Source organism: Rhodocytophaga rosea (assembly GCF_010119975.1).
Classification (GTDB): domain Bacteria; phylum Bacteroidota; class Bacteroidia; order Cytophagales; family 172606-1; genus Rhodocytophaga; species Rhodocytophaga rosea.
This window is the reverse complement of sequence record NZ_CP048222.1, coordinates 6,947,566-6,959,497: the sequence shown is the minus strand read 5'-3', so window position 1 is coordinate 6,959,497 and position 11,932 is coordinate 6,947,566. Positions and strand designations below refer to the sequence as shown.

Here is an 11,932-nt window from a genome sequence, read left to right as displayed (position 1 = left end):
AACTTGGGTGATTTACCCTATTTAATAATAATGATACACAACTGTTTGCGAATCCTGGCTACCGGCTGACATTCGTTTTTCTGGTAAACCATCCGGCCTGAACTGGTAAGAAAGTTTGTAAGAATGGACAAGACCACTTTCTTCCACCCGGAAAGAGGTAGCCAGCCTGGTCTGGGATTTTACAGTAGGCAGTATTTCTACCATTGGAAACGGATTCTCTACCTGTAGATAGCCTTCATAGGTGCGGGTAGAAACCAGAATAAGGTCCTGAGGCGTATTGCCTGGCATATAGGTTTGAGATTTGTAGATGTTTCCATCCGGAAAATAAAAATAGACAGAAATAAATCCTTGTGTAAAACTGCCATCCTGCTCCCGGTGATGGGTAGAAGTACCTGCAATATTTCCCTGCGTATCGTATTCATATTCGGTATAATCCCTTACTATGCCATCTACTACATATTCCGATTTTGTGATTCTTCCCTCCTGCCAGGTGTATTGTAAGTCCCGGTCCGTACTTTTATTGATTTTAACTAATTCTCCCCTGCCATTGTAGAAATAGGTATCTGTACGGGTAGAATAGGCAGGATGGTAGGTTTCCCAATAAACTTTAGCTACTCTCCCTTTGTTATCATACTCAATATTCTTTTTGACAATGGTATTGCCAGCTGTATGTTCATAACCTTTGGGTTTTTGCGCCAGTTCATCATCGGAAATTTTAAGGGTTTGTGTCAGGTTTTCGCCTTTCCTGATTGAACCTGTTGTACCTGTAATGGTGAAATCAATCGCCAGTTCCCCAGTGAAATCTGTATTAGTAAGGGAAATGGCTTTAAATTCTACAGTCCGGGCTCCTTCCGCCACATCTAAATTGAGTAACCCGTTTATTGCCGCAGGCTGGGAAATAAAATGTGTATTATATATGGCCTTTGCAGAAGTAACGCTTACCTGAATGTTACTTGTTACCGCTGCCGGTTCTGAAAGCTGAATAACATAGATAGCCCAGGGTGTATTCCCCTCAGGAAGGGTAACATCGCTGGGAATAAAACCAGCCAGGCTCTCTTTGTAACTGGCAGGAGATTCGTCATCCAGAATGGTGATGTTGATGGATTTATTGCTTCCCATGATAAATGGATAAGGCAATTGTCCCAGCGTAATTGTACCTGTGTTGTTGCCGTCTTTTGTAGCATTATCTACCGGTGTAATTGTAAATGATACGCTTACATCCCCTTCTTTTATTGGTAATGGCAAACGGCCGTTTATGGCTTCCGGAAAAGTAGTAAATACTTTCTCAAAATCCTGTGGCATCAACAGTGTAATGGTACCTGGCAAAGTAGCTTTTCTGCTCAATTTCAATTGAATGATTTGTGCAGTAGTATCTTCTTTTATTGTTTTTCCGGCTTCATCAAATCCAATACTGATTTTTGTAACGCTTTTAATTTCTTCCTGTTCGTGTTCACAGGACATAAAGGTGAATAACACATATAGAATGAATCCTATACGGGTGATTGAGTTTTTCATAGGGTAAGTAGACTAATTATTATTGACTGATGGGAATGGCAATAGGCCGCATGGGGGCGCCACTGGCACCCCGTAATTTCATAGAAGCGCCAATGAAGGCGAATGAATACACTTTATCCTGGGCAAGGTCTTCCAGGTAGATCTGTTCGATAAACATTACTCCTTTTTCGGCAAGTAAATAGGTATGTACCGGCACCCAGTTATCTTTGCGTTCAGGAGGGAAAGCTTCAAAGCTTAAATTATCGGCACCCAGCAGCATAATACCCTGTTCTTCCACCAGCCACTTTACCGCATCCAGGCTAATTCCAGGATAGTTGTCTAAAAACGCACTGGCATTTGAGTAATGCACCATTTGCCCGGTACGCAGCAATACAACATCGCCTTTGTGGAGCTTTACTTTTTGTTTTTGCAAAGCGCCTTTCAGATCAGCGGCCGTAACCCGGTAATTGTCAGTTAAATTTTTCACGCCTTTGTAAGCAGCAATGTCGATGAGTACCCCTCTGGCAATAACAGGAGGAATGGTTTCGGCACCAGTTTTTTTCCAGCCTTTATCACCCAGGTGCTTTTCGGGGGTAAAGCCATTCCATATTTTTCCATGCAGGCCAAAATGATTCAGGGCATCTATATGTGTCCCCATGTGTGTATAAAGCGAAATGGCATCGCCGGTATAGGATACTTTCTGGTTCATTTCTTCGCCCAGGCCATTGGGATTATCTATTACAGTGCCGTGCGGTGTATGGGTAAGCCAGTACTGATAACCAGGGTCGCCAAGCGAATGAAAGCTGGGCATGCCTACAAAATATTCGGTGCTCAGGTCATAGACTTTGCCGTTATTGATTTTACCCAGCACCGAAAGGCGGCTTTGATCTGTCATCAGGTTCAGGGTACCAATTTCATCTTCCGGTCCCCATGGGCTGATGCCTACTTGTTCTTTGTTATTTTGTGCAATGGCAGGTTCATGAAAGAGGATAAGTAAGGGCATACCAATCCTGATCCATTCAATGATGAATTTTTTCATTTCGATACAGTTAAAATTGTTAGATAGATGAGTGAATAAGAGTAAAAGAAGTAGTAATACCGACGCTGAAATTCCTGGGAAGGGATTGTACACCTAGAATAGCCCTGGAGTGAATGCCAGCCGAATCCAGTGCATATGCGAATAATTCAGAAGCTCCATTGGCCACCAGCGGACCTTCGTCCCAACCTTCAGCCGCCTGGTAATACAGGTCCATGTGATTTAAACCCAGGATATTTTCGAAACCAATGTATTTATCTATCTGGGCCAGGGTATTGAGGGCACATAATCTGGCGGCATCATAGCCATCCTGAATCGACAGATCTTTTCCAAACTTGCCGGTATACAGGTACGTATCTCCCTGAATCGGGAATTGAATGGCTACATAGGCAACAGTTCCCCTCACATTCACCGATACATACGATCCTCCTGGTTTGGGTGCATCTGGTAGCGTTAAGCCGAGTTCAGTTAAGGCTTCTATAATTTTATGTTTTACTGTGTTCATGAGTGGTTGTTATATTTCTTTTCATATCCAGTAAGGATACACTTAAATGATATTTGTCTCTTTAAGCACTAAAATGGCTTTGTGCTTCCTGAACCGGAAATAGTTTTACATCGCTCACTTCCTGCAAAGCACCTCTGGCAATGTATTGGGCCACTGCTTTTGTATGCCCAGAACCGTTGGGATAGACAATAATAATTTTCATAAGTTAGTTTTTTAAAAGTCTGCCAATTGATTTAATTTATATGTCAAAAATAGCCGGGTAGGAAGAGAGAAAAAATGAACTACATCAATAAATTGACTTGAACCAGATCAATATGATACATGAGCTGTTGCTGTCGGGCATCGAAAAACACGTAACATTAAGTGAAGCAGACAAAGACTATATCCGGCGTATTTTTACCCTGCGCAAATATAAAAAAGGGCAATTCCTGCTGCACGAAGGGGCCGTATGCCGCAATCAGATATTTATTAAAACAGGCACTGTAATTACTTACCTCATTGATCTGGAGGGGCACGAACACATTATTCAGCTGGGAATAGAAGGCTGGTGGATAGGAGATTTCCAGAGTTATGTATTTCAGCAACCGGCACTATGCCATGTACTGGCCATTGAGGATACAGAGGTACTGGAGGCTCCTTATGAGAAAATACAGCAGTTATACGATATCATACCACAATTTGACCGTTTTCACCGCATTTTAACACAACATGCCTATGTGGCTTTTCAGCAGCGTGTATTGCAAAATCTGAGTATGCGGGCCGAAGACAGGTACCTGGCCTTCCGGGAAAAATATCCTAAACTGGAACTCCGGCTTCCACAGAAATATATTGCTTCGTATCTGGGTATTACACCGGAATTTTTAAGCAGGATCAAGAAAAGTTTACAGCAGAGTGACAGTAAGAAAAGTTAGCAACTACTCGCAGTTAAAACTCGTCCGGTGATGAATGCAGCGCCCATGTTGCCGGATGGCTTTGCGGTGAAAAAGAGTAGGGTAAGCGGCATTCACCTCCCAGCCGTAATGGGGAAATTCTTTGGCTAATTGTTCCATCAGATCGTCCCGGTAAGTTTTGGCAAGAACTGAAGCTGCCGCAATAGAGTAGAATCTGGCATCCCCTTTTACGATACATACATGCGGTAAAAAAGGATAGGGCGTAAACCGGTTTCCATCCACCAATAATAACTCAGGTTTGATTGCTAAGGAATCTACTGACCGGTGCATGGCCAGGAAACTGGCATGTAAAATATTGATGCGGTCTATTTCTTCTACCGATGCAGAAGCTACCCCCAGCTTATGGCTTCTTTTATTATTTCTGGCCGCAAGGATTCCCGTTGCTTTTTGGAGAGCTGTTTGGAATCTGTGAGTAAAGGATGGTGATAATCTTTGGGTAAAATAACAGCAGCTGCCATTACCGGACCAGCGAGGCAACCCCTGCCAGCCTCATCGAGTCCGGCTTCCAGTAAATCTGTCGTATAGGAAGAGGCAAGCAAATTGAATACTCAAGTTTATGAACTGTTGGCAAATATAGCGTATGTAAGCTGGAAGTTGGAGGACATAGCCTAGAAGATAGATACAGAAGTATAAAATAATAAGTTTTGAAAAAAACCAGAAGTACTATTGCGCATAAATCTAGCTGAACTTCTATCTTTCAACTTCCAGACTTCAGCATTTGCACAAGTAGTTATATTTTTTAATCTTTCGTTAATTTCCCGACTATGCAACTATTTACCCGGATTCTGTTCATTTGTGGTGTCCTGCTGATTGTGGCAACAGCGTTTTATGCCTCTACCAGAGGATATGGAATTGCCAGCCTGAGTAATAAGCAGATCATCGACCAGACCAGTAAACAACCTGGTAATACTGGCCGGAGTTACTTTTCCGGCAGAACCATCCGGGGAGGCGGTCCCAGGTATGGGAAATAAACGACTAATAACGAACAACCAATAACTCATAGAGATCTGTTCCATGAATCTACTCTCACTCCTGCTGCAAGTGGCTCCTATTATTCCTGCTATAGAAAGAGGCCTTGTGGGCACACTGGTATATTCTGCCATTGGCATTATTATGTGTGTGGTTGGCTTTAAGATTGTAGACTGGCTGATTCCAGGACATATGGCCAGGCAGATTGCCGAAGAAAAAAATATGGCCGTTGCCCTGGTAGCTTCTGCCATGATTCTGGGAATTTGTATCATTATTGCAGCTGCTATTGCCAGTTAAATCAATTACTGGTCATTAGTCAAAAAATCCTTTCATTGAAAGATTCTGAATGTATTCCACCGTGGAATATTATTCATTTAAGTAGTTATCTACTATCAAATTACCGCTGACAAATGACCATTGACCACTTGATCATTAACCTTTAATTGAATCCATTTGTCTTCCGAAGAAACACCTGATTACCCACCATCGGGGCTTGCTGTACTGCTGGTTTCTGTATTTATTATTGCTACCTGTGGTATTTTGTACGAACTGCTTATCAGCAGCATTTCCACCTATTTTCTGGGCAGCAGCATTTTGCAATTCTCCCTTACTATCGGCCTGTTTATGTCCTTTATGGGGGTTGGTTCGTATTTGTCAAAATATTTTAATACGCATCTGCTCGATCATTTTATCACGATTGAAATCCTGCTGGGGTTTATTGGAGGTAGTTCGGCTTGTATTCTGTATTTTAGCTATTCCCTTACCGAAAATTATTACCTGGTTGCTTTTATGCTCATCAGCATATTAGGCACCCTCATCGGGCTGGAAATTCCTCTGGTCACCAGAATTGTGAGGGGGTATACAAGCCTGAAAGATACGGTAGCTCAGGTGCTTTCTTTCGATTACATCGGCGCATTGCTGGCTTCTATTATTTTTCCGCTGGTGCTTCTCCCTTACCTAGGCACCATGCGAACCTCTTTTTTGATCGGCATTCTGAATTTGAGTGTGGCGGCATTTAATACCCATGTGTTCCGGCAGCAATTAAGGCAAGGCCGGAAACAAATGGAAATTTCCATTGCCTTAGCAGTAGTGTTAACTGGCGGATTTGTGTATTCTTTCCGGCTGGCTGATTTTTTTGAACAGTTTGTCTACCAGGATGAAATTATTCTCACCGAGCAATCAGCTTATCAGCGCATTGTGGTAACCAAATGGAATGAGGATTACCGCCTGTATATCAATGGAAATTTGCAGTTTTCTACCGTAGATGAATACCGCTACCACGAACCTCTGGTGCATATTCCGATGGCTCTGGCCAGAAACCATCAAAAAATCCTGGTACTTGGCGGCGGTGACGGACTAGCGGTACGGGAAATACTTAAATACCCGGATGCAGCCCAGATTGATCTGGTAGACCTTGATCCTGAAATGACCATGCTGGCGACAGAAAATCCGGTATTCCGGAAGTTGAACAGCGCTTCGCTGCGTAATACCAAAGTGAAGATTTACAATGAAGATGCCTTTAATTTTGTAGAACGTTCTTCTGAACTCTATTCTGTGGTGATTATTGACTTGCCCGACCCCAACGATACCGGACTGGGCAAACTGTATTCCAGGGAATTTTACCGGATGTTGCAGAAAAGAGTATCTGCTGATGGCATAGTGGTAACTCAGGCTACTTCCCCTTATTTTGCTCCGGAAGCTTTCTGGTGTATTGCGCATACGCTGGAAGAAGTATTTCCCGGAGTACTGCCCTATACTTCCTATGTGCCTTCCTTCGGACAATGGGGATTTGTGCTTGCCAGCAATCTACCACTAAGCTCTTCCCCACCTTCTCTCCCCCCGATATGCAACGCCAAATAAACAATCGGCTGTTTTCCGGTAATCGTTTACCTTTTCTGCGTTTTCTTACGCCCCAGGTAGTTCCGGCCTTGTTTATATTTGATAAAGATACCGAAGAACGCCCGACAGATATCAATACTTTAGACACGCAAGCATTAGTGAGGTATTATGAAGAAAGCCTGAAGAATTGGGAGTAAGTGAATGAGTGAGCTGAGTATACAAATGAAGAATATGCAGTATTTATATTTTATCAAAAAAGTTATCAAACTTACCCACCTCAATATTAAATACAAGCATAACTAATCCATAGGCTATTACAATAAAAAACAATACCATAACAAAAGGCAAAATACTTATGCTGGGTTCTGCTATATACGGAACCGGTAAATTTTTTAAAGGAGTCTTTTTGTATATGATACTTGTTCTCACAGGTTTTTTCCAAAAGAGCATCGTAAATATCAGCCAGTGAAGCAGAAGAAAGATAAATTTTAGAAACAAATGGTATCCAGTACATACTGAAATAGAATTCAATTTTACTTTGTGTTATGGCTAATGTAAAAATATTTAACGATATTATCCTCTTAACAACTCTATTTGCTCACTTAATTACTTTACGCTCCACCCTCCAGCTTATAGTGATTTATTATGACTGTAAATAATAAATGTATTATTTCTATTCCTAACGTAGGCAACTATTTATGGTGTAGCTAATTGCAGATACAACTCCTTATTCTTTTCAACAAGTGTCCGGATATCGAACTGACGAATAACTTTCACCCGGGCATTTTTTCCAAGATTCCTTCGCAATAACTCATCAGATAGTAGTTGTATCATCTTGTCAGCCAGTTGGTCTGGTGACTGAATATCTATCAACAACCCATTTTCGCCATCTGTTATAGCTTCTGTTGTCCCGGAAATAGCGGTAGCAATACAAGCTTTCTCCATAGACATCGCCTCCAGTAAACCTAATGGAATCACTTCCCAGAGCGAAGGAAGCACAAATACATCTGTAAGCTGCAATATTTTCTTTACGTCACTCCGGAATTCAGAAAAAGTAAGCACATCACTGACAGCTAATATCTGCGCAAGTTGAATACACTCATTCTTTAGTTCACCCTCTCCAATCATCAGGAATTTTGCCTGCGGAAACTGGTTCTTCACCCTGGGAATCGCCTTGATAAAAGTAAGCGGATCTTTCTGGGCAGTAAGTCTGGCCATAAACGTAATTACTACATCTGTTTGTGTAAACCCGAACTCCCGGCAGAGGTCTGTTACTGGCAAAGCCGGATCGAAATAATGAGTGTCAATGCTGTTGTAGAACAAGGTATATTTACCTCCGGGACAATACTGTAAGCCCTGTTGCAGGTCAGCCTGAGAACCACACACTACCTGGCTGGTTTGAGAAGTAATAAACCGTTCAGCCATTATTCTGCCCCTGGTAATAAGTGGTTTATTGCCAGTATGAAAAGACCATCCATGCACCGTATATATCGTTTTTGTACCGTTCCATAAAGCCGGAATCAGTGTATTAGTCGCTGCCCTGGTGCCATGCATATGTACCAGGTCAATCTGCTCATTTTTCAGCAATTGTAGCACTTGCCGGTATATAAATATATTAAACGGTTTAAGGGTAGGAATCACAAACGTACGGATGCCTGCCTGCCTGAGTTTGTCTACCATAGCACCTTCCGTAAACGATAATACCAGTGGTTCAAACACTTGCTTATCCAGCCTGGTCACCAGATTGTACAGATAGGTTTCGCCTCCTCCGAAAGAGCCTTGCCTGATGGTATGTAATATTTTAATGCGCTTATTATGCATTTTTATATCCTGAACTTTACTTTTCTGAATGTTCTCTCACCGTTTTTAGTAAATCATGCTATCCCAAATCTTTCTAATAAGAACCTTCTCCAAACATACAGGTAAGGTTTAAGTCTATATTTACGACAAGCGAGTTAACCTTCTCAGAATGAATTGAAACATACAATATAAATTTTGTATTTTACAACAGTAAATTCTATTTGATTACCCATATAAGTAAGTTTAAAGTCCTTTCAGTTTAAAATGAAAAACGATTGAAAGTTTTTGTATGGAATATTTTTACCTGCAACTTTTATTCTGGCTTTCCCTCTTCCTCTTGTTCTATTCTTATATAGGATATGGGATGGTGCTATATGGGCTGGTGATCTTAAAAAGAAAGATTTTTCCACACAAGCCTCTTTCATCTCATACCCTGCCAGAAGTAACGTTAATTGTTCCTGCCTATAACGAACGATCCTGTATTGAGCAGAAAATACAAAATTCACTGGCACTGAATTATCCGGCCGGAAAACTTACATTTTTGTTTGTAACTGAAGGTTCTACTGATGGAACAACGGAATACCTGGCGCAATACCCACAGGTAACAGTATTAGGGGGCAGCGAACGGAAAGGAAAAATTGAAGCCATCAATCTGGCTATGCAGCAAATCAATACTCCTATTGTCGTTTTTACTGATGCCAATACCTTACTCAACCAAGATGCCCTCTTACATCTGGTAAAGCACTATAGTGATCCGAAAGTAGGAGCAGTAGCCGGCGAAAAACGGATCTTAAATGCAGACAAAGAGGAAGCAGCCGGAGCTGGAGAAGGCATTTACTGGCAATATGAATCACTGCTGAAAAAGCTCGATTCTGAACTCTATTCGGTGGTAGGCGCGGCTGGTGAATTATTTTCTATGCGTACGCATTTATATCAGCCCGTAGAAAAAGATACCCTGCTGGATGATTTTATTATTTCCTTACGGATTGCAGCCCAGGGCTATCAGGTGGTATACGAACCAGATGCCTATGCGATGGAAAAGCCCTCTTTTTCAATCCAGGAAGAAATGAAACGCAAAGTAAGAATCTGTACCGGGGGTTTCCAATCCATTGTCCGCCTGAAACACTTGCTTAACCCTTTCCGGTATGGATTGTTGAGTTTTCAATATATTTCACACCGGGTGTTCCGCTGGACAGTGGCACCCTTATGCATTCCTGTTATTTTTATCACCAATGCACTTTTAATGCCCCTGAGCAGATGGTATGAGGCTTTGTTCATTCTGCAATGTGTATTTTACCTTCTGGCTTTGACCGGCTATCTGCTGGAAAGACGGAAATTCCATGTGAAGGCCCTATTTGTGCCTTTCTACTTCAGTTTTATGAATTATACCGTATACCTCGGTTTTATTCACTATCTGGGCAGCAAACAAACCGGCATCTGGGAAAAAGCCAGGCGTTCTTAAGCAATTACAGGGCAATACATATCCTTATGAACTCCTGAAAGTAAAGCACAGCAGGTGAATATAACTGAGTTTTTGAACAACTTTCGGCGGAATAATAAACGGATAGGAATCTTTCAGTCCCATACTGCGGTTAAGGCTGTTCATGGCAAAACAAATGGGGAGCCACATACTCATCACCTGGTTGAAATCCCTCAACTCAAAAGGATCTACCCTGACCTTTATACTCAGGTCTGCTTTTTTCTCCAATACAGTCGGGCGGACACTTAATCCAAAAGCATAGGCTGTTTCCAGGGTATCCATAATATGCAGGTAATGGGCAAAAGTTTCTGCCCAGTCTTCCCAGGGATGAGCTCTGGCATACGAGCTAATGTATTGCTGCTGCCAGCCAGTAAGCGGCCTTTGATGGTAATGTACCTGTAATGCCTCTCCATAATTTCTGCGTTCATCGCCGAATAGTTGCCGGAAACCTTCCAGGTGAGCAGAATCTCGAATGAGCAGATCCCAGTAATAATGAGCAATTTCGTGCCTGAAATGACCTAATACCGTACGGTAAGGTTCTTCCATGGCTTTGCGGGCCATTTCCCGCTCGATGTCGTCAGCTTCAGCGATATTAATGGTAATCACCCCATTGATATGTCCGGTAAGCACCCTGGGTGCATTTCCACCTGATGCGTCGGCCAGAAAATCAAAAAAAAGTCCTTTTTCTTTATTCCTACGCCTGCTTATCACCGGAAGCTTCATTCGAAGCAAGGTATACACCAGCCGGTGTTTGGCTACTTCCAGTACCTGCCAGCGTTGCAAATATTCTGGTTTCCTCAAATCCGGAATGGTGTGGTTGAGCTGGCATGCTTCACAATACTTGCTATCACCATTTTTTTCGACCAGCCAGTTACATATGCCATACTGGTAATTATCACAATAGGCATATAACTGATTCCCGGTTGTCCTGGCTGTTTCCTGGTTATATAATGTAAAGGAATGAATGTCCTGTGCCACCAGTGCTTCAAGCTGGAGGGTGGAAGTGAGAAATCCCAGCGGATGCTGGCATTGTTCGCAACGGTTATTTTCAAAGTATACTAATTGTCCGCAATGGGCACAACTAAATAATTTCATACTGGTTGAGGCTTTTCATGGTATAGGGGCTTATCCTCTCTGCAAGATGTAAAAAGAGCTGTCGATGATAAGTTGCTGGAATTGACTAGACCAGATGTGCATGTTATAACATGTAAAAGATTACACCTGTTTAATTTTCCTATGTCCGCAGAATAATTTGCTGCTCATCACCCCTCATACTGAAGAATGAAGTTCCAGGTTGTAAAACCAGGCAAAATTTTAAATATAATGTTGAAAGATTGAAAGGAAATCTAATAGTAGCTGGATACGCTGATTGCTTTCCAGGAGTATAAAGCGTTTGCAGAGAATAACAATAAGGGCATTAAAAAATTGGTTGGACAACTCCCATAATAGCAGCAATGGTTGCTTATGGCTATAAAACATACTAAATGATCAGGAATTCAGCTTCATTCTGTCCCGTTTTTCCTTTATATCCGACAGGATCTGGTAACAACGGGCGATCAGGAATTGGGCTTTTTGCTCCAGTTCTCCTTCACTCCATTCAGCGTCTGTTTGGGGAACAGTTAAGTTTTCTATGGAATAGGTACAGATCTGGTTATGATTATTCATTGTTTCCATGCTACAAATCTATCAGCTTTTCCGGCGTCACACAATCACCCAAATTCAGGATTTTTATCTCTGTCCCCATCTTCCTCTTCACCAAATCTATATCATGAGGACATAACAAAAATTTAACATAAAAACAGCTCAAAATTCTTATGGCCTATAAATCCGAACCAGGGTTACAATCGTATGGATACAAG

Annotated in this window: 13 protein-coding genes and 1 pseudogene; 6 read left to right on the top strand and 8 right to left on the bottom strand. The window is 41.9% G+C overall.

What is annotated here, in order from left to right; genetic code table 11:
* Positions 1 to 21: 21 nt before the first annotated feature.
* From GXP67_RS28740 to GXP67_RS28725, 4 genes are all read right to left on the bottom strand, one after another.
* Complete coding sequence (locus tag GXP67_RS28740; RefSeq protein ID WP_162446327.1) at positions 22 to 1,515, bottom strand: hypothetical protein; 1,494 nt, start codon at positions 1,513 to 1,515, stop codon at positions 22 to 24.
* A 19-nt stretch (positions 1,516 to 1,534) separates the two neighbouring features.
* The gene (locus GXP67_RS28735) at positions 1,535 to 2,533 is read right to left on the bottom strand and encodes a cyclase family protein (RefSeq protein ID WP_162446326.1); all 999 of its coding nucleotides are present in this window, start codon (positions 2,531 to 2,533) and stop codon (positions 1,535 to 1,537) included.
* Between the two features lie 19 nt (positions 2,534 to 2,552).
* The gene (locus tag GXP67_RS28730) at positions 2,553 to 3,035 is read right to left on the bottom strand and encodes a RidA family protein (protein ID WP_162446325.1); all 483 of its coding nucleotides are present in this window, start codon (positions 3,033 to 3,035) and stop codon (positions 2,553 to 2,555) included.
* 61 nt (positions 3,036 to 3,096) lie between these two features.
* The gene (locus GXP67_RS28725; RefSeq protein WP_162446324.1) at positions 3,097 to 3,237 is read right to left on the bottom strand and encodes an NADPH-dependent FMN reductase family protein; all 141 of its coding nucleotides are present in this window, start codon (positions 3,235 to 3,237) and stop codon (positions 3,097 to 3,099) included.
* 112 nt (positions 3,238 to 3,349) lie between these two features.
* On the opposite strand from GXP67_RS28725, the gene GXP67_RS28720 reads away from it, so the two are divergent.
* On the top strand, positions 3,350 to 3,946 hold the full coding sequence (locus GXP67_RS28720; RefSeq protein ID WP_162446323.1) for a Crp/Fnr family transcriptional regulator: 597 nt from the start codon (positions 3,350 to 3,352) through the stop codon (positions 3,944 to 3,946).
* 3 nt (positions 3,947 to 3,949) lie between these two features.
* Here the strand turns inward: GXP67_RS28720 and GXP67_RS28715 are convergent.
* A pseudogene (locus GXP67_RS28715) lies at positions 3,950 to 4,524 on the bottom strand (ribonuclease HII).
* A 225-nt stretch (positions 4,525 to 4,749) separates the two neighbouring features.
* Between GXP67_RS28715 and GXP67_RS28710 the strand changes: the two are divergent.
* The 4 genes from GXP67_RS28710 to GXP67_RS28695 all read left to right on the top strand — a co-directional run bounded on the left by GXP67_RS28710 (position 4,750) and on the right by GXP67_RS28695 (position 6,990).
* On the top strand, positions 4,750 to 4,956 hold the full coding sequence (locus GXP67_RS28710; protein WP_162446322.1) for a hypothetical protein: 207 nt from the start codon (positions 4,750 to 4,752) through the stop codon (positions 4,954 to 4,956).
* A 43-nt stretch (positions 4,957 to 4,999) separates the two neighbouring features.
* Positions 5,000 to 5,251 (top strand): DUF350 domain-containing protein, encoded by a 252-nt coding sequence (locus GXP67_RS28705; protein WP_162446321.1) that lies wholly within the window; start codon positions 5,000 to 5,002, stop codon positions 5,249 to 5,251.
* 156 nt (positions 5,252 to 5,407) lie between these two features.
* Positions 5,408 to 6,814 carry a polyamine aminopropyltransferase gene (locus GXP67_RS28700; RefSeq protein ID WP_162446320.1) on the top strand — a complete coding sequence of 469 codons (1,407 nt, stop codon included), beginning with the start codon at positions 5,408 to 5,410 and terminating at the stop codon, positions 6,812 to 6,814.
* Positions 6,799 to 6,990: a hypothetical protein gene (locus tag GXP67_RS28695; protein ID WP_162446319.1), complete on the top strand. Its 192-nt coding sequence runs from the start codon at positions 6,799 to 6,801 to the stop codon at positions 6,988 to 6,990. Before GXP67_RS28700 ends, GXP67_RS28695 begins: the two co-directional genes overlap by 16 nt.
* A gap of 499 nt (positions 6,991 to 7,489) precedes the next feature.
* Here GXP67_RS28695 and GXP67_RS28690 read toward each other — a convergent pair whose 3' ends face one another.
* Positions 7,490 to 8,614 (bottom strand): glycosyltransferase family 4 protein, encoded by a 1,125-nt coding sequence (locus GXP67_RS28690; RefSeq protein ID WP_162446318.1) that lies wholly within the window; start codon positions 8,612 to 8,614, stop codon positions 7,490 to 7,492.
* Positions 8,615 to 8,882: 268 nt separating this feature from the next.
* On the opposite strand from GXP67_RS28690, the gene GXP67_RS28685 reads away from it, so the two are divergent.
* On the top strand, positions 8,883 to 10,055 hold the full coding sequence (locus tag GXP67_RS28685; protein WP_162446317.1) for a glycosyltransferase family 2 protein: 1,173 nt from the start codon (positions 8,883 to 8,885) through the stop codon (positions 10,053 to 10,055).
* A 24-nt stretch (positions 10,056 to 10,079) separates the two neighbouring features.
* Here GXP67_RS28685 and GXP67_RS28680 read toward each other — a convergent pair whose 3' ends face one another.
* The gene (locus GXP67_RS28680) at positions 10,080 to 11,168 is read right to left on the bottom strand and encodes a zinc-binding metallopeptidase family protein (RefSeq protein ID WP_162446316.1); all 1,089 of its coding nucleotides are present in this window, start codon (positions 11,166 to 11,168) and stop codon (positions 10,080 to 10,082) included.
* 393 nt (positions 11,169 to 11,561) lie between these two features.
* Positions 11,562 to 11,747, bottom strand: a complete 186-nt coding sequence (locus GXP67_RS28675; RefSeq protein ID WP_162446315.1) for a hypothetical protein — start codon at positions 11,745 to 11,747, stop codon at positions 11,562 to 11,564.
* Positions 11,748 to 11,932: the final 185 nt, after the last annotated feature.